The sequence below is a fragment of the Streptomyces liangshanensis genome, from assembly GCF_011694815.1.
Taxonomy (GTDB): Bacteria; Actinomycetota; Actinomycetes; order Streptomycetales; family Streptomycetaceae; genus Streptomyces; species Streptomyces liangshanensis.
In genome coordinates this window covers 7,115,216-7,133,126 of sequence record NZ_CP050177.1, presented here as the reverse complement: position 1 = coordinate 7,133,126, position 17,911 = coordinate 7,115,216, and the positions used below count along the sequence as shown (strand labels likewise).

At 74.6% G+C, this 17,911-nt stretch carries 14 protein-coding genes; 8 read left to right on the top strand and 6 right to left on the bottom strand.

Translation table 11 applies throughout. From position 1 onward, the window contains the following. Positions 1-79 precede the first annotated feature (79 nt). The 4 genes from HA039_RS30970 to HA039_RS30955 all read right to left on the bottom strand — a co-directional run bounded on the left by HA039_RS30970 (position 80) and on the right by HA039_RS30955 (position 4,380). Positions 80-1,102 carry a TolB family protein gene (locus HA039_RS30970; RefSeq protein WP_167034944.1) on the bottom strand — a complete coding sequence of 341 codons (1,023 nt, stop codon included), beginning with the start codon at positions 1,100-1,102 and terminating at the stop codon, positions 80-82. After that, a complete protein-coding gene (locus HA039_RS30965; RefSeq protein ID WP_167034942.1) occupies positions 1,099-2,424 on the bottom strand; it encodes an MFS transporter in 1,326 nt (441 codons plus the stop codon). Before HA039_RS30965 ends, HA039_RS30970 begins: the two co-directional genes overlap by 4 nt. Positions 2,425-2,430: 6 nt before the next feature. After that, positions 2,431-3,321 carry an alkaline phosphatase family protein gene (locus tag HA039_RS30960; RefSeq protein WP_167034940.1) on the bottom strand — a complete coding sequence of 297 codons (891 nt, stop codon included), beginning with the start codon at positions 3,319-3,321 and terminating at the stop codon, positions 2,431-2,433. 168 nt (positions 3,322-3,489) lie between these two features. Continuing rightward, entirely contained in the window at positions 3,490-4,380 is an 891-nt protein-coding gene (locus tag HA039_RS30955) for a universal stress protein (RefSeq protein ID WP_167034938.1), read from the bottom strand. A gap of 361 nt (positions 4,381-4,741) precedes the next feature. On the opposite strand from HA039_RS30955, the gene HA039_RS30950 reads away from it, so the two are divergent. Together HA039_RS30950 and HA039_RS30945 are read left to right on the top strand one after the other, a co-directional pair. Then, complete coding sequence (locus tag HA039_RS30950) at positions 4,742-5,920, top strand: aromatic ring-hydroxylating oxygenase subunit alpha (RefSeq protein WP_167034936.1); 1,179 nt, start codon at positions 4,742-4,744, stop codon at positions 5,918-5,920. Between the two features lie 146 nt (positions 5,921-6,066). Continuing rightward, entirely contained in the window at positions 6,067-7,461 is a 1,395-nt protein-coding gene (locus HA039_RS30945; protein WP_167034934.1) for an MFS transporter, read from the top strand. Here HA039_RS30945 and HA039_RS30940 read toward each other — a convergent pair. Next, entirely contained in the window at positions 7,439-8,074 is a 636-nt protein-coding gene (locus tag HA039_RS30940) for a TetR/AcrR family transcriptional regulator (RefSeq protein ID WP_243869854.1), read from the bottom strand. The two genes, HA039_RS30945 and HA039_RS30940, sit on opposite strands and share 23 nt — an antisense overlap. 222 nt (positions 8,075-8,296) lie before the next feature. On the opposite strand from HA039_RS30940, the gene HA039_RS30935 reads away from it, so the two are divergent. Genes HA039_RS30935 through HA039_RS30910 form a run of 6 tightly spaced genes read left to right on the top strand, consistent with a single transcriptional unit; the run spans position 8,297 to position 17,170 of the window. Further along, positions 8,297-11,737: an FtsX-like permease family protein gene (locus tag HA039_RS30935; RefSeq protein WP_167034931.1), complete on the top strand. Its 3,441-nt coding sequence runs from the start codon at positions 8,297-8,299 to the stop codon at positions 11,735-11,737. Position 11,738: 1 nt separating this feature from the next. Further along, positions 11,739-14,567, top strand: coding sequence for an FtsX-like permease family protein (locus tag HA039_RS30930; protein ID WP_167034929.1), 2,829 nt, complete (start codon positions 11,739-11,741; stop codon positions 14,565-14,567). After that, entirely contained in the window at positions 14,564-15,538 is a 975-nt protein-coding gene (locus HA039_RS30925) for an ABC transporter ATP-binding protein (RefSeq protein WP_167034927.1), read from the top strand. The genes HA039_RS30930 and HA039_RS30925 overlap by 4 nt, the downstream gene beginning before the upstream one ends. Beyond that, positions 15,538-16,281 carry an ABC transporter ATP-binding protein gene (locus HA039_RS30920; protein ID WP_167034925.1) on the top strand — a complete coding sequence of 248 codons (744 nt, stop codon included), beginning with the start codon at positions 15,538-15,540 and terminating at the stop codon, positions 16,279-16,281. Before HA039_RS30925 ends, HA039_RS30920 begins: the two co-directional genes overlap by 1 nt. Before the next feature lie 42 nt (positions 16,282-16,323). After that, positions 16,324-16,944, top strand: coding sequence for an L-threonylcarbamoyladenylate synthase (locus HA039_RS30915; protein ID WP_167034923.1), 621 nt, complete (start codon positions 16,324-16,326; stop codon positions 16,942-16,944). Between the two features lie 52 nt (positions 16,945-16,996). After that, positions 16,997-17,170 carry a hypothetical protein gene (locus HA039_RS30910; RefSeq protein ID WP_167034921.1) on the top strand — a complete coding sequence of 58 codons (174 nt, stop codon included), beginning with the start codon at positions 16,997-16,999 and terminating at the stop codon, positions 17,168-17,170. Between the two features lie 33 nt (positions 17,171-17,203). Here the strand turns inward: HA039_RS30910 and HA039_RS30905 are convergent, their stop codons facing one another. Next, entirely contained in the window at positions 17,204-17,884 is a 681-nt protein-coding gene (locus HA039_RS30905) for a maltokinase N-terminal cap-like domain-containing protein (protein WP_167034919.1), read from the bottom strand. Positions 17,885-17,911: the final 27 nt, after the last annotated feature.

Below are 17,911 nucleotides of genomic sequence, written 5' to 3'. Positions count from 1 at the left end.
GTCCGGGCAGTCGTCGCCGGGCGGGTTCGGGCGCCGGTGGCCGATCCCGGTGGCCGACGCCGGTGACCGGAGCCCGCCGTCAGCCCAGGTAGGCGGGGGCGACGGCGGAGCGCATCAGGCGCCGGGGCGCCCCGGTCCCGTTGGCGGGTACGGTCCACAGGTCGGAGCCGTAGTCGCCCGGCAGCGCGTAGACGAGCGTGGAGCCGTCCGCCCACAACGCCTGGTCGTCGACGTCGCGCCGCTCGGCGGTCGCGGTCTCGGTCATGTCGTGGAGGTCGAGCACGTACAGCCGCCACGGCGCGTCCGCCGGCGCTCCCGGGACCCGCTTCTTGTACGCGATCCGGCTGCCGTCGGGCGAGAGCGACGGACACTCGACGTTGCGGTGCAGGGTGGTCAACGTCCGTGCGGCCGGGTCCCCTTGGACGAGGTACGTCTGCCCGGCGGTGGCCAGCGTCGCGTAGAAGCGGGAGTCGTCGGCGAAGGTGACACCCCAGATGTTGATGTCGGAGGCGTGGTACGGCCGGCCGTCCTTGACGACGGAGAACGTCTCCAGGTTGTCGTCGATCGCGCCCGTGCGGGCGTCGGCGAGGGAGGTGCGGGTGGAGAAGGCGGTGCCCGCGTACGAGTCGCCGCTGACGAAGACCGTCCAGGCGACGAGGTGCCCCGAGGGCGAGACCCTGGCCCGGGTGGGGATGCCCGCGACCGGGTAGTGCCGTACCTCGCGCAGGTCCGCGTCGAGCACCACGGCCCGGTAGGTGTCCTCCAGCGCCCCGTGGCGGGCCTGGAGGCAGATGCCGGTCCCGGCGGCGGCGTGGAAGCGCAGGCACTTCACGCCGGAGACCGTGCGCGGCCCGTCCGGCCGGCCGGCGGGGACGGACGCGATCTCGTCGCGGTGCGGCCCCCACGCGAGGTTGCGGACGAGGAGGCGGCGCCCGCCGTCCGGCCGGAGCGAGACCGTACCGGTCCTGACGGGCGCGCCGCCCGCCTGTTCCTGGTTCCGCTCGCCGGACCGGTTCGCCGCGTGCAGCACGGCTCCCGTGCCGGCCGCGCCGAGCAGCAGGACGGCGACGAGCAGGATCATCAGGCGGCTGGTGCGGGTCATACGGGCACCTCATCGGCGGTACGGAGGACGAAGGAGGCCGCGACGGCGGCGGCGACGAGGGCGGCGGCGGTGACCGCGAGGGCGGTCCGGCCGCCCCACAGGGTCCAGGCCGCGCCGAAGCCGAGCGAGCAGACGAACCGGGCCAGCGCCTGCCCCGTACCCACCAACGCCTGCCCGGCGCCCAGGTGTTGCGGCGGGACCACCCGGGCGGTGGCCGCCGCCAGCACGCCGTCGGTGGCCGCGTAGAAGGCGCCGTGCAGGATCAGGACGGCCACCACCACGGACGTGCCGGCGTTCCGGGACGCGAGGAGCACCAACCCGTAGGCCAGCAGCAGGAATCCGTGTCCCGCGAGGAAGAGCCCGCGCCGGCCGACGCGGTCGGCGACCGCCCCCATCGGCACGGCGAGCAGCAGGAAGGCGGCGGCCGTGCCGAGCGGCAGGAGCGGGAAAAGGTGGACGGGCAGGCGCAGTTCGCGCTGGAGCAGCAGGTAGAGGAAGGAGTCGCTGACGGTGGTGAGGCCGAGGAGCACGGCGCACACGGTGAGCCGCCGGAGCGCCGGGCGGCGCAGCAGGGCGACCGAGTCGCGGAGTGTGGCGCGGGGCTCCGGGGAGCCGGATCCGGCCGGGTCCGGTGGTGAGGTGTGCGGCCCCGGGGCGTCGGGCGCGTGCCGCCGCGAGGCGACCTGCCGGGGTACGAAGAGGACCAGCACCAGAACGCCCAGGGCCGCGACGCACCCGCTGACGGCGAAGACCGCGTCGTACCCGTCGACGGTGAACCGGAGCACGGCGAAGGCCACGAGCGGGCCGAGCAGCGCGCCGGTGGTGTCCATGGCGCGGTGCACCCCGAAGGCCCTGCCGAGTCGCTCGGGCGGGGTCGACAGGGAGATCATCGCGTCCCGGGGTGCCGTCCGCAGCCCTTTGCCGGTGCGGTCCAGCGCGAGGACGGCGCTGATCACGGGCAGGGTGTGGGCGAGCAGGAGCAGGGGCTTGCAGAGCGCGGACAGGCCGTAGCCGATCCCGGCGACCGCCTTGTGCTGTCGTCCGCCGCGGTCGGCGAGGTGCCCGCCGGCCAGCCGGACCAGGGCGCCGACCCCGTTGTTGATGCCGTCGAGCAGGCCGAAGCCGAGCGGGGAGAGCCCGAGGGCGGCGACCACGTAGAGCGGGAGGACGGCGGTGACCATCTCGGAGGAGATGTCGGTGATGAGGCTGACCGCGCCGAGGGCCAGCACGGTGCCGGGCACGGCGGCCACCCGCCGCCCCGGACGGAGTCCGTTGTCCGGGGCGGCGGGGGCCTTGCTGCCGCGGGAGTCCGCGAGGTACACGGGCGGTCAGTTCCAGATACCCGAGACGGCGGAGGCCGAGGCGGCGTTGCCCGCGTGCGCGGTCAGTCCCGCCAGGTCCTCCAGCGTGCGCAGCACGTTGTAGTGGTTGTAGGTGGTGGCCACGGAGCTGCCGGGGGCGACATGCTGTCCGTAGAAGAGGGTCGGGATGCGGTTGCCCGACAGCTTGTTGTCCTCGTCGAAGGTGACGACGAGCATGCTGTTGTGGGTCTTGGCCCACGTGGCGTAGGCGCCCAGCTTGTTCTTGATCCAGGTGTCGCCGGTGGCGACCGAGCAGTCGTGCATGTCGCTGCACAGGTTCGGCACCACGAAGGAGACCTTCGGAAGGGTGGTGTAGTCGGTGGGGAACTGCGTCATCGTCTTCGCCGTGCTGGTGGGCACGTTGGAGAAGCCGAACCACGGGTTGTGCTTCTGCGCGTAGTCGCCGCTGCTGCACGTGGTCGAACCCTGGCTGGGCAGCGACTCGTTGTAGCTCGCCCACGTCTTGCCGGCCCCGATCAGCTCGGAGGCGAGGTTGGGGGCGGAGAGGGAGCCGACCTTGACGCAACCGTCGTCGGTACGGCCCTGGTTGGAGCCGGAGAAGAGCATGTAGTAGTTCGGCTCGCTCGGGTGGGTGAGCCCGAAGGACTGGGTCAGGGTGGCGCCGCCGGCCTTCAGCGTGTTGTTGAGGTACGGCGCGGTGGAGCTGCCGATGACCTGGCTGTAGGCGTGGTTCTCCATGACGACGACCACGACGTGGTCGGGGGCGGGGAGCGCCGCCGCCTGGGCGGTGGATCCGGTCGTGGCCCAGAGGCCGAGCGCGGCGGCGGCGAGGCCCGCGGCCCCGGCCAGCGCGGTGAGGGAAAGTCGTCTGCTGCTGCGGGCCTTGGATGCGCTCATGGCTCTCCTAGGGAAAGTGGCGTACCCCGCAAGGGTGTTGGGGCGCCGCAAACCCTAGGAGCGGCCGGGCGGGCCGTCCGCCGTACCTGAGTGAAGATCAGGAGAACAAATGGCCGCTACATCGATCGACCGTGCCCGGGCTTGGCCGTGGCCCGGGCCGGGCCGGCGTCAGGACGGCTGGGGGACGATCACGACCGGGCAGGCGGCGTGGTGCAGCGCGCCGTGGCTGACCGGGCCCAGTTGGAGGCCGAAGGCGCGCTGGAGGCGGCGCGAGCCGACGACGAGGAGGTCGGCGGAGGCCGCGGCGCGCAGGAGACCGTCCCGCGCGGAGCCGCAGTACGCCTCCTGGCTGATCACCTTCACGCCGGGGTGGCGGGCAGCGGGCCCCTTGAGCGTCTCTTCCAGGTGTTCCTCCGCCGCGAACATCATCGGGCCGCAGGGAATGCCGTCCTTCATCGCCTCGTCCTGGCCGGACTGGAGGTGCCACGCGTGGACGGCGTGCAGTTCGCAGTTCCGCGCCTCGGCCTCCCGGAACGCGAACTCCGCCGCCGCGGGCGCGTCGTCCGTCTCGCGCACGCCGAGGACGACCCGGCCGAACTCACCGGCGATGTTCGGCTTCTCCCCCCGGATGATGACCACGGGACACTCGGCGCGGCCCGCCACCTCGAGGCCGACCGAGCCGAGCAGCAGCCCGGTGAGCGCACCGCGCCCGCGGTGCCCGAGGACGAGGGCGAACGCCCCCGCGCTCTCGCCGAGCAGGGCGGTCACCGCCTCCCCGGGCAACACCTCGCCGGTCACCTCCACGCCGGGCGCGCGCCGCCTCACTCGTTCGGTCGCCGCCCCGACGACCTCGTCGCCCTCCTCCACCGCCTCTTCGCGGGTACGGGACGGGGCGAAGGGAAGGGCCTCGTCCTCCCGGGGCTCCGGGCGGTTGGCCTGCACCACACCGTGGACCACGCGCAGCGGCACACCGTGCCTGGCCGCCGCGTCCGCCGCCCAGTCCACCGCTTCGAGGCTGGACGGGGATCCGTCGACAGCGACCACCAGGGGAGACACCATGGCCCCCACCGCCTTTCACGCCGGTCGGTTGACTCTCCTTACAGCTTCACACTTCGCGCCCCCGGATGGAGACCGCCGGACCGCCGGCACGGGGAGGACTTACCGGTGGACAGCCGTCGCCGGACCGATCCGGGCCCGGCGGGGCGGCGCGCGTCCCGGCCGTCACGGACGGTGACGGCCGGACGAATCCGGCGAGACGCGTGCCCCCGCCCGGGTGACGGACCGGGTGACGAACCGCGTGACGGCCCGGCGGAAACGCGGGGCCGCGGCAGGCGTTCCCGCTGCGCTCGCCCGCGCCCGGGAGCCGTGGTAAGCGTTGTCGCAGAAAGCATCTCGCCATCCGCGTGCAAGGGAGAAGCGCATGACCGAGGCGCAGTCCGCGAAGGACGGTGCATTGACGGCCGGGCCGGCGAGTGACCCGTACCCCGTGCCTGAATTCCGTTCCGAAGCCGTGACTGACCTCCGGCGCACCGGAATCGACCCGAATTTCTGGTATCCCGTCGCCGTCTCGCGGACCGTCCGGAAGAACAAGGCGTTCGCGGCGGTGTTCGCCGGTGAGCGGATCGTGCTCTACCGGGGCGCGAGCGGCACGGTGTACGCGCTGGAGGACCGGTGCGCCCACCGCCAGGTGCCGCTGAGCATGGGCGTCGTGGAGGGTGAGGCGCTGCGCTGCTGCTACCACGCGTGGGCCTATCGCGGGAACGGTCACATCTCGCAGATCCCCTATCTGCCCAAGGGCGTCGCCCGGCCGCCGCGCGGAGTGCGCGCCTATCCGGTCCGTGAGGCGTACGGGCTGGTCTTCGTCTTTCCCGGCGATCCGGGGAAAGCGGCCACCACACCGATGCCCGAGCTGCCGGAATTCCATTCGGCGAGACACCGGACCATGACGTTCTCGCGGACCGTGAACTGCCATTACTCGTTCATGCACGAGAATCTGCTCGACATGAACCACCAATTCCTCCACCGGGGTGTTCTGGGCCGGATCCAGCCGAAGCTTCTCGGGTCCGAGTCCGGTCCGCGGTTCGTCGAGGCGCGGTACCTGTTCACGCACACGGGCGGGAAGAAGGACCCCGGCGCCGGGCTGCTCGCCGCCGAGGGGATCGGCGGCTCCAGCTCGCCGGACGTCGTCACGGTCCGTACGGACTATCCGTACCAGACCCTCCAGGTGGTCCCCGAGAAGGCCGACCTCCCGGCGTTCTCGCTCTGGGTGGCGTACGTACCGGAGGACACCGAGCAGCGCACGAACCACGTCTACGGCCTCCTCATGATCGAGAAGCCGCCGGTCCCCGGGGCGCTCCGGCTGGCCTGGCCGTTCATCCGGCGCTTCACCGAGCGGGTGTTCGCCGAGGACCGGATGGCGGTCGAAGCCGAGCAGCGGGCCTGGGACGAGCAGGGCGAGGACTGGAACCAGGAGGTCTTCCCGCTGATCCTCGACGTCCGTGACGTGCTGCGCACGAACGGCGTGCCCATCCGCCCGGAGTCCGCGCTGTGCGGCGCCGCCGCGCTCTGCGGCACGAAGACACCGGCCGGGACCGCCTAGGCCGCCGGCTGCTCCCCCGCCTCCCGCGCCTCCGCCGCTCCCCCTCCGGGTTATATAGTGAACGCGACGTCCAGAAATTAGGCGCGCGATTCCCCGGGGACCTGCCCGAAGGGAACGGGCGCGGGACGAGCGGATGAGAGGCCCCGATGGACCACAGCCCGAAATGCCCGCCGGACGCCGACGCGGGCCACCCGTCCCGGGGTGAGCGGCGCCTGTCCCGTGTCCCCCGCCCCGCCCGTGCCCGGGAGGGTGCGCCGGAACCCACCACGGCGGAACCCACCGCGCCGACGCCCGCCCCGCCGCCGACGCCCGACGGCGCCCTGTCGTCCGCGCAGTTGCGACGGGTGGTGCTGCTTCTCGCCTTCGCGTGCGGCGTGACGGTGGCGAACATCTACTACGCGCAGCCGCTCCTGGCCCCCATCGCCTCGACCTTCGGCGTCAGCGCGGGCAGCACCGCGCTGGTGGTCACCCTCACCCAGCTCGGCTACGCGCTCGGGCTGGTGCTCCTCCTGCCGCTCGGGGACCTGCTGGAGAACCGGGCGCTGGCCTCGCGCACCCTGCTGGTGACGGCGGCGGCGCTGGTGGCCGCCGGGCTGTCGCCGTACTTCGGGATGTTCCTGGCGGCGTCGGTCCTGGTCGGGACGACCTCGGTGGTCGCCCAGATCCTCGTCGCGTTCGGCGTGCACCTGGCGCCCGAGCGGGAGCGCGGGAAGTTCGTCGGCACGGTGATGAGCGGCCTGCTGCTGGGCATCCTCCTGGCCCGTACGATCTCCAGCCTGGTCGCCGCCGCCTGGGGCTGGCGGGCCATCTACCTGATCTCCGCCGTGCTCATGGTGTCGCTGTCGGTCCTGCTGGTCCGCATGCTCCCCCAGCGGCGCCCGGTCCACAGCGGCGGCTATCCGACGCTGCTGCTGTCGCTGGGCCATCTCGTCCGGGAGGAGCCGGCGCTGCGGCGGCGGGCGGTGAGCCAGGCGCTGATGTTCGGCGCGTTCAGCTGCTTCTGGACGTCGGTGGCCTTCGAGCTGATCAGCCGCCACCACCTCGGCCAGGTCGGGATCGGCGCGTTCGCGCTGGTGGGCGCGGCGGGTGCGGCGGCCGCCCCGCTGGCGGGGCGCCTCAGCGACCGCGGCCACGCCCGCATCGGCAGCGGGCTCGCCCTGGCGCTGGCGGCGGGCGCGCTGGTGCTGGCCTGCCTCGGCGCGGGCAGCCTGATCCTGCTGGCGCTGGCCGGTGTCCTGCTGGACTTCGCCGTCCAGAGCCACCAGGTCTTCAGCCAGCGGGAGATATTCGGCCTGCGCGCCGACGCCCGCGCCCGCGTCAACACGGTCTTCATGGGCTCCGTCTTCCTCGGCGGAGCAGCTGGTTCCGGTATCGCGGGCGTCCTGCACGACGGTCACGGCTGGACGGGGGTCACCCTCTTCGGCGCCGCGCTCCCCGTGATCGGCCTGGCCGTCTGGACCGTCGCCACCCTCCGGCAGCGGCGCGCGGAGGCCGCGGCACGCGCGGAGGCCGCGGCGGTCACCCCGCCTCCGTCGCCGTGACCGCCGCCGGGGGACGAGGACTCCGTACCCCGTCCAGCAGTTGCCTGACGAGCGTCGCCGCCAGCGCCGCGTCCAGGGGCTCGTGCCCCATCAACAGCCGGTAGTAGACGGGCGCGAAGAGCTGATCGACCGCGGCCGCCACATCGGTACGCGGGTCGAGTTCGCCCCGCTCCACGGCGTCCGTCAGCAGTCGCGCCCCCACCTGCCGGCGCGGGCGCAGCCACTCGTCCTCCAGCGCCGCCCGGATCTCCGGGTCGGCCTGTCCCGCCGCCACCAGGTCGGCCATCAACGGTCCCGCCGCGGTGTCCCGGAACAGGTCCGACAGCGACGCCAGCTGGAAGGTCAACACGTCCTCCAGCGAGGCGCCCTCGTCGACCGCGATGGTGCTCTTCGCCAGGCGGAAGAAGCTCTCCAGCATCACGTGGGACCGCGACGGCCACCACTTGTAGAGGGTTCCCTTGCTGACCTTGGCGCGGGCGGCGATGGCCTCCATCGTCACCGCGTCGATCCCACCGGTCACCAACAGGTCGGACGCGGCGTCCAGCACGGCGGCCCGCGCCCGCTCACTGCGCGGCCGGCCCCTGACGGGACGTCCCGGACCCTCGTTGTCCACCCGTCACTCCCTTCCCAGCGGATAGAGGCCAATAGTAGAAGGGCGGGAGGAGAAGAGCGGGAGAAGAGGAGCGGGCCACCGGGACCAGGGGCTCGAACGTACGTGTGTTGTACAGTCGCCCAATTGTGGCGCCCCCTCCCGGGGGTTTCGCGCGCGGCGGGGCCGGCTCCGCGGGGGGCGTGCGCCACGCGGACCCGGGGGTCGCGGAGTGGGTGGGGGCGGGTGACGGCGTTCGTGCTGTTCCGGGTCAGGGCGCATCGGCTGCTCCTGGCCTCGGCGTTCCTGGCCGTCCTGCTCACCACGTGTGTGCTGACCGCCCTGGTCGCGCTGTCCGGTTCCGTCGGTGACGCCTCCCTGCGGCACGCCCTGGCCCGGGACCGGGGGGCGTCGACCGCGCTGGGGGTCAGCGCCCAACTGCCCCCGGGGAATCTGGACGCGGCGCAGGCCGCCGTGGTCCGCGGGGCCCGGCAGACCTTCGGCGGACTGCCGACCACCGTGCGCCGGCTGGACCGTTCGGGGGCGTACGCCCTGCCCCGCGCCCTCCAGGACCCGGCCGCGAAGGCCACGTACCCCGACCTGACCCACTTCGCGGCGCTGGACCGCGCCAAGGTGGAGCTGACGGCCGGCACAGCGCCCGGTCCCGCGCGGGGGACGGCCGGGAGCGGCCGCACGACAAACGCCACTTCTCCCGAGCCGCTGCCCGTGGCGCTCCCCCAGGTCGCCGCGCGGCGCTTGAACCTGCGGCCCGGCGCGGTGCTGACCCTCACCGACCGGGTGTCCGACAAGCCGCTGACCGTCCGGCTCACCGGCCTGTACCGGCCCGTCGACCCGAGCGATCCGTACTGGACGCTGGACAGTCTCGGCGGTCGCGGGGTGAGCCATCTGGTCTTCACCACCTACGGTCCGCTTCTCGCCGACCCCTCGGTGCTGTCCTCCGGGCGCACCAGCCGCGGTGACACCGGCTGGCTGGTGACCGCCGACTTCGCGGGCGCGCGGGTCGGGGACATCGGCACCCTGCGTACCGCCGCCACCGACGGGGTCGCTGCCCTCGGCGAGGATCCCGCGCTGGCCGGCTCGGTGGACGTACGGAGCGACCTGGCGACGGTGCTCACCCGGGCCGAGCGCGCGCTGCTGGTCTCCCGGACGACCCTGATGATCGTCGCTCTCCAGCTCGTCCTGCTGGCCGGGTACGCCCTGCTGCTGGTGGCCCGGCTGCTGACCACGGAACGTACGGCCGAGACCCGGCTCCTCCGGGCCCGGGGCGCGTCCGGGCGGCGGCTCGCGGGCCTCGCGGCGCTGGAGGCGCTGCTGCTCTCCCTCCCCGCGGCGGTGGGCGCGCCGCTGCTGGCGGGTCCGCTGGTGCGGTTGATGACGCGGGGGTCGGTCCTCGGCCGGCTGGACCTGCCGCTCGGCGGGGTGCCGCGGGCGGACGTCTGGTTCACGGCGGTCCTGGTCGCGGCGTGCTGCGCGGCGGCGGTGCTGCTCCCCGCGCTCGCCGGGTCCGCCGGGGCCCTGGTGCGGGGCCGCGCCGCCTCGCTGCCCGCCCCGGTGCGCGCGGGCGCCGATGTGGGCCTCCTGCTGGTGGCGGGCGTGGCGCTGTGGCAGCTGTCCCGGCGCACGGGTGGCGCCCTCACCGGCGGCCAGGACGGCGGCCTCGGCATGGATCCGCTGCTGGTGGCGGCCCCGGCGCTGGCCCTGCTGGCCGGGACCGTCCTCACCCTGCGGCTGCTGCCGCCCGCCGCCCGCCTGGCCGAGCGGCTCGCGGCCCGGGGGCGCGGGCTGTCGGCGGCTCTGGCGGGCTGGCAGTTCAGCCGCCGGCTGCTGGGGAGCGCCGGATCCGTGCTCCTGCTGGTCCTGGCGGTGGCGACGGGGATGCTGGCCATCGGCCAGAACGCGTCCTGGGAGCGCTCGCAGAACGACCAGGCGGACTTCGGCGCGGGGACGTCGGTGCGGGTCCTGGCCCCCCAGGGCGGTACGCCCGGGGAGGCCGGGCGGTACGCCGCGCTGCCGGGCGTACGGGCGGCGGCGCCCGCGCACCGTACGACGACGGCCCTGTCGGACGGCCGGACCGCCACCGTGCTGGCGCTGGACACGGAGGACGCCCGGGACCGGCTGCTGCTGCGGGAGGACCTGGCCGGGGAGCCCGCGGACCGGCTGCTCGCACCGCTGCGGCCGCGGGACACACCGCGCCCCGGGATCCTCCTGCCCGCGGACACCCGCGGGCTCACCCTCGCCGTCAGGATCGGCACGGACGGGAAGGGTGGAATGAGCGGAAAGGACGGGAAGAGCGACAAGGGCGGCAGGGGCGGCAAGAGCGAGGACAGGGCGGCGGCGCGCGTCGTGTCGGCGGTGACCGTGCTCGTCGAGGACGGGTACGGCCTCCGGTACAGCCTGCCCGCCGGGGAGGTGCCCGCCGACGGCCGCGTCCACTCCCTCCCCGTCGACCTGGACAGCGGTCCCGAACACGGTTCCTTCCACGGCGCGTTGACCCTCATCGGCCTGCACGTGACCGGTCCGGTACCTCCCGGCGCGCGGTACGCCCAGCGGTTCGACCTCGTGCGGGTCGGCGTCACGGACCGGGCGGGAGCGGCCGGGACCGTCCCCGTACCGGAGGGGCTGCGCTGGCGGGGTTCCGGGACGGCGACGGTGGACGCGGTGCCCGGACGGCCGGGGCCGCTGCGGCCGGCGGCCACGGCCACGACGCCCCTGTCCCTGCCGTACCGGCTGCGCTCGGGCGTGGGCGCGGACACCCCGTACCCGCCGGCCGAAAGCCTGGAGCTGCGGGTCGAGGCCGCGCGGTCACCGATCGCCCGGCGGGTCCCCGGTATCGCCACCGACGCGTTCCTCCGCGCGACCGGGGCGGCGGAGGGGCAGCGGATCGACGTGACCCTGGCGGGCGAGCGGATCCAGGTCACGCTGGTCCGCGCGGTACGCCGGTTGCCCACCACCGCTCCCGACGAGGCGGTGACGGCGGGAGGCGCCGCCGCGACAGGGGAGCCCGCGGCGTCCGGGAACGGCGCGGACGGCGGGGCGTTGCTGCTCGACCTGCGGACCGTCAACGAGGTGCTGGCTCAGCGGGACGGCGGTTCCCTCGCGCCCAACGAGTGGTGGCTGAGCACGGACCCGGGCGCGGCGGGGCGGGTCGCGACGTCGCTGCGCGCCGGACCGGACGTCGACACGGCGGATGTGCTGGTACGTGACGAGGCCGCCGCCGAACTGTTCGACGACCCGCTCGGCGCCGGGCCGTACTCGGCGTTGCCGGCCGTCGCCGTGGCCGCCGCCGCGCTCGCCGCCGTGGGATTCGCCGTCATGGTGGTCGGCACACTGCGGGAGCGGTCCGCGGAGCTGGCGGTCCTGCGCGCCCTGGGCACACCGCGGCGCAGGCTGGTGGGGGCGGTCGCCGCCGAGCACGGTGTGCTGGTGGGCGTCGCCCTGCTGGTGGGCCTCGTGCTGGGTACCGCCCTGACCAGGACGGTGGTCCCGCTCGTCGTCCTCACGAGCCGCGCGACCACGCCCCTGCCGCCCGTGCTGGTCCAACTGCCGCTGCCGCAGGTGGTCCTGCTGCTCGCCGGGGTCGCCGCCCTCCCCCTGCTGACGGTCGCCGTCGCCGCCGCCCGCTCGACCGACCCCACCGTGACACCGCGCCACCGAGGGGCGAACTGACATGACCGGCCCCACACATGACGACCGGCGCGGGAAGCGGCGGACCGGCCGCGGTGAGCGTGCGGCCGCCCCCTGGGTCAGGACCCGGCTGCGCACCGCGCCGGGGACGGCCCTGGTGCTCGGCGTGCTGGTCACGCTGACCGCGTTCCTCGCCGCCGCGTTCCCCCGCACCATGGACACGTACGGGACCCGGGGGCTGCGCGACGCCGTCGCCGAGGCCTCGCCCGAACACCGGGTGCTGGACTTCCGCTCGCCCGAGCGTTCCTTCGAACTGCCCCTGGCCGCACGGGAGGAGAAGCTGCGGCCGGGCCGTGTGGACGCCGTGCAGGCGGAGGTGTCCGGCCTGCTCGCAGATCCGCTCCGCGCGGACACGGCCGAGTCCGCGCGGGGGGTACGGACCGGCCGGACCCTGTTCGGGGCCGAACCGTGGCTGCCGCGTCATGACGGGCTGCCCCCGCAGTTCGTGCTGGCGGCGCAGGCGGACCTCGCCGGGCACGCCACCGTGCGCGAGGGCCGGCTGCCCGCCGCCGACGGGCGCGTGACCGCCGCGACGAAGGACGTGGAGGCGGCGGTGTCGTCGGAGACGGCGAAGACACTGCGGCTCTCCGTCGGCGCGGTGCTGCACGTCGGCAGGCCGGGTTCCCCGGCGCTGGCCGTCCGGATCAGCGGCATCGTCGATCCGGTGCGCCCGTCGGGGAGTTACTGGACGGCGGAGAGCCTGCTGCGGACGCCGCATCTCACCAGCAACGGCGGGAAGCCACCGCAGTTCTCCTGGGAGGCGGCCCTGCTGCTCGCCCCCGAGGCGGCGCCGGCCCTGCTGGGGACGGCCGGTGAGCCCGAGCGCTACTGGCGCGTCGCCCCGGACACGAGCCGTCTCACCGGCCAGCAGGTGTCCGCGCTGTCGGAGCGCATCGCCTCGCTCCAGGACGGTCCGGCCCTGTCGCGCCTGCGATCGGCCGCCGGGACGAACGCCTCCGTGGACACCGACCTGGACGACCTGCTCCGTTCGTACGACTCGCTGCGCGCGGCGATCACCCCGGTGGTGGCCGTCGCGGCCGTCGGGATCGGTACGGTCGCCCTGGTGGTCCTGGCGCTGGCCGGCGGCCTGTCCGCGAGCCGCCGGCACACCGAACTGGTCCTGCTACGGGCCCGTGGCGGTTCCCTGAAGGGGATCGCCGGGCGGCTGGGCGCGGAGACGGCGGTGGTCGTCCTGCCCGCCGCCGCGCTCGGCCTGCTGGTGGCCGTCCTCCTCGTTCCCGGCGGCCGGTCGGGCCCCGCCGTGCTCGCCGCGGCGGCGGTCGCCGTGGTGGCCGGCGCCGCGCTCCCGCTCCGCGCGGTCGTGACCCACCGCAGGCCCCAGGTGCACGGGGAGCGCGACGACCTCGTGCGCGGCCGGCCGAGCCGGCGCCGTACCGTCGCCGAACTGACCCTGCTGGTCCTGGCCGTGGGCGCGGTCACGGCGCTGCGGCAGCGCGGGACGACCGACCCGGGGGACCATCTCGTCAGCGCCGCGCCCGTGTTGACCGGGCTGATCACGGCGACCGTGCTCGTCCGGCTGTATCCCCTGCCGCTGCGCCTGGCCGCCCGCCCGGCGAAACGGTTGCGCGGCCCGGTCGGCTTCCTGGCCCTGGCCCGGGCCGGCCGCGCGCCGGCCACCGGGACCTCGACGCTCCTCGTCCTCGTCGTCGCCCTCGGCACGGCGGCCTTCGGTCAGGCGGTGCTCGCGGGCACGGCGGACGCGCGGGACCGGGCGGCGCTGCTGGCCACCCGGGCCGACGCGCGGGTCTTCTCCCCCCACGACACCCTGGCGCTGCCCGCCGGTACGGAGCGGGCGGTCCGGGGCGTGCCCGGTGTGCGGTCGGTGACCGCCGTACGGGTGGAGCACCAGGTGGCCGTGGAAGTGCCGTCCGGCGGTCCGGACGCCGTCCGTACGACCACCCTGGTCGGCGTGGACCCGGTGCCGTACGCGGCGCTGGCGCGCGACGCGGACCTCGGCGGCTTCCCCGCGGGCACGCTCGGTACGGGGACCCCGGCCGGCCCGTCGTCCGGGGACGCGGTCCTCCCGGTGGTCGCCTCGCCGGGGCTCGCCGAGAAGCTGGGCCGTACGCCCCGGCGGATCGAGACCCTCGCGGGCCCGCTGACCGTACGGGTCGTCGCGGTCCGCTCACAGACGCCCGCCACCGCGTCCGCGGAGTTCCTGCTGGCCGACCGCGGCCGGCTGCCGACGCGCGCGGCGACCACCCTGCTGGTCTCCGGCGGCGACCTGGACGGGGCGGCCCTGCGGGCGGCGGTCCGCGCGTCCGGCGCCGACCACTCCGTACAGCTGCGCGGCGAGATCCGGGCGCGGCTGGTCGACTCGCCGCTCCAGACCGGCGCCGAGCTGATCCACACCGCGTCCGTCCTGGCGGGTGCCGGGTACGTCCTGGTCGCCCTGCTGCTCTCGCTGGTGGCCACGACGCCCGAGCGAGTCTCCCTGCTGGCCCTGCTGCGCACGCTCGGCCTCACGACCCGGCAGGGCCGGCGGCTGCTCGCGCTGGAGGCCCTGCCGCAGGCCGTCCTCGCCGCCCTGGGCGGCACGCTCGCGGGCTGGGCGACGATCCTGCTGATCGCGCCCGGGGTCGACGTGACCCGGCTCGCCCTCGCCGCCGACCCCGGGCTGGCCGCCGGGCTCGCGGCCGCCGGCGGCGCGCCGCTGCGCCCCGAACCCTGGTCCCTGGCGCTGTTCGCGCTGGGCGTGGTGGTGCTCACCGGTACGGTGACGGCCGTGCAGGCCCGCCGGGCGGCCCGCCAGGGATCCGCAGACCGACTCAGGACAGGGGACGCACGATGACCGACACCACGCTCGCCGAGCTGGAGCGGCGCGCCGCCGCCCGGCGTGACGCGGTCCGCGACGACCGGGACGCGCTGATCGCCTGCGACCGCCTGGTCCGGATCTTCGCCACCGACGGGGTGGAGGTGCAGGCGCTCCAGGGCCTCGATCTCCGCGTCGGGAAGGGCGACCTGATCGCGCTCGTCGGGGCGTCGGGCAGTGGCAAGTCCACCCTGATGAACATCCTCGCGGGCCTGGACGTGCCCACGGCGGGCGCGGCGCGGGTCGGTGACCACAATCTCCTCGCCATGGACGCGAAGGCGCGGCTGGGCTACCGCCGGGACGTGGTGGGCTTCGTGTGGCAGCAGACCGCCCGCAACCTCCTGCCTTACCTGACGGCCTCTCAGAACGTGGCCCTGCCGATGCAGTTGCGGGGCCGTTCCCGCGAGAAGGCTCGGCGGGTGGAGTCCCTGCTCTCCCTGCTGGAGATCACGGAGTGCCGGGACCGGCGCCCGTACCAGTTGTCCGGTGGCCAGCAGCAGCGGGTGGCGATCGCGGTGGCGCTGGCCAACTCGCCCTCCGTGGTGCTGGCCGACGAGCCGACGGGAGAGCTGGACTCCGCCACCGGCGAGCAGGTCTTCGCCGCGTTCCGGCGGGCCAACGAGGAACTCGGCACCACGATCGTGATCGTCACCCATGACCAGGCGGTGGCGAGCGAGGTCCGGCGCACGGTCGCCATCCGGGACGGCCGGACCTCCTCCGAGGTGCTGCGGCGCACGGAGGTCGACGCGGAGGGCAGGGAGTCGGTGGTGTCGCGGGAGTACGCGATGCTGGACCGCGCCGGGCGGCTCCAGTTGCCCGCCGAGCACCTCGCGGCGCTGGGGATGCGGCACCGGGTGGCGCTGGAGCTCGAACGGGACCACATCGGCGTGTGGCCGTCCGACGAACCGGAGCAGCGGGCGTCCGGTGACACCACCGAGGGGGGCAAGTGATGGCCGAGGGAATCGATCCGGGCGCGGCCGGTGCCTCCGGGGAGGTGCTGACCGGCGACCCGATGGTGCGGGTCGAGGGGCTGCGGCGCTCGTACGGCACCGGTGAGCACGCCGTGCACGCCCTGCGCGGGGTGGGTCTCACGGTCGGGCGCGGCGAACTGGTCGCACTCAAAGGCCGGTCGGGCTCGGGGAAGACCACTTTGCTCAACCTGATCGGCGGCCTGGACACCCCCGACGCGGGCAGCGTGAGCGTCGACGGGGTGGACCTGGCCGGGCTGGGCGAGCGGGGGCTGCTGCGGCTGCGCCGGGACCGGATCGGCTTCGTGTTCCAGTCGTTCGGGCTGATCCCGATCCTCACGGCGGCCGAGAACGTCGGTGTCCCCCTGCGCATCCGGGAGGCGGACCCCCGTGAGCGTGAGGAGCGGGTGGCGCTCCTCCTCTCCCTCGTCGGTCTCGACGGGCACGCGGCGCAGCGCCCCGGCGAGTTGTCCGGGGGCCAGCAGCAGCGGGTGGCGATCGCCCGCGCGCTCGCCAACCGGCCCGCGCTGCTGATCGCCGACGAGCCGACGGGCCAGCTCGACGCGGAGACGGGCATGGTGGTGATGAACCTGATCCGGGCGGTGGTACGGAGCGAGGGCGTGACGGCGCTGGTGGCCACGCACGACGCCCAGTGGCTGGGGCTCGCGGACCGGGTCCTGGAGCTGAACGACGGTGAGGTCGTGGAGGACCACGGCCCTCGGTGACGCCGGAACCGTTCGCGCCGCGCGGGGTCGTAAGCTCGGCGGATGGCTAAGTACTTCGACGTGCACCCGGAGAATCCCCAGCGCCGCACGATCAGCGGTGTGGCGGACAGCATCCGGTCCGGCGCGCTCATCGCGTACCCCACCGACTCCTGCTACGCCCTCGGTTCCCAACTGGGCAGCCGTGACGGCATCGACCGCATCCGGTCCATCCGGAACCTCGACGACCGTCACCACTTCACCCTGGTGTGCCAGAACTTCGCGCAGCTCGGGCAGTTCGTGCACATCGACAACGACGTGTTCCGCGCCATCAAGGCGGCGACGCCCGGCAGTTACACCTTCATCCTGCCCGCGACGCGGGAGGTGCCGCGGCAGTTGCTGCACCCGAAGAAGAAGACGGTCGGGGTCCGGATCCCCGACCACGTCGTCGCCCAGGCGCTGCTGGCCGAGCTGGGCGAGCCGCTGCTCTCCAGCACCCTGCTCCTGCCCGACGAGGAGGAGCCGCTGACCCAGGGCTGGGAGATCAAGGAACGGCTCGACCACGTGGTGGACGTCGTGATCGACTCGGGTGACTGCGGGACCGAGCCGACGACGGTCATCGACTTCTCGGGCGACGAGATGGAGATCGTACGGCGCGGGGCGGGCGACACCGCGCGGTTCGAGTAGCGCGCGGCCCCGTTACGGTGGTCACCCCATCCCGTCCGCGCAGGGGGCAGCCGTGAAAGTGTCGTTCTGGACCGTCCTCGCCGTCCTCCTCGCCGCCCTCGCGGTCGGCAGCTTCGCGTCGGCGGGCCCGGGGGCCGGCGGGCCCAGCGACGTGGGTGACCTGGTCGTCACCGCCGTGCTCGCCGTGGGGGCGTGGGCGAGCTGGAAGATGCGGCGCCGGCGCTGACCCGGTCCGCGGGGACCCGGCCGCGCGGGGCTGTCACGCGCCGGACTCGACCACGGCGAAGAGGTCGCGTGCCGTCGTACCGTCCGGGAGGAGCCAGGGGGCGGAGACGTACCCGAGCGCGTGTCCGGCGCGGGCGGCCGCGTCGCCCTCACCGGGGCGCAGTACGCGGTGCACCCGGACGGTCAGCGTGGTGTCCGGGCCGTCTCCGTCCGTCCGTACGAGGAGGCGTGTGCTGTACGTCCCGTCGGTCACGCTCGTGGACCTGATCGCCCCCAGGCCGCCGCTCCCCGCGAAGAAGGCGGTGACCGTCGGATCGGGGGTCTCGTTGACGCTCTGCGCCTGTGCCTGCGCCTCGCCCCCGACGAGGGCGAGCAGTTGGGCGACCAGCACCGGGTCGTGCGTCCCGTCGTAGACCCACCGCCGCCCCAGCACCTCGTGCTCGGTGGTGCCGACGAGCGCGTGCTCCGCGCCGTCGAGGGGTGCACCGCGGTAGCTGAGCGGCACCTGGTACGAGACCGGCTCGTCGCCGGACCGGTCGGTCACCACCATGAACTCGATCCCGACCGCGCCCTCCGGGTCGTCGAGCCGGAAGCCGCCCGCCTTGGCCAGGGCCGCCGCGTCGCCGGTGCCGGCGTACCACGGCTGTGCGGGCAGCCAGCCCGCGAGCAGCTCCAGCTTGGTGGGTTTCAGTGTCACCTGGTGGATGATCGCCATGCCTGGTCTCGCTTCCCTGTGCCGTGC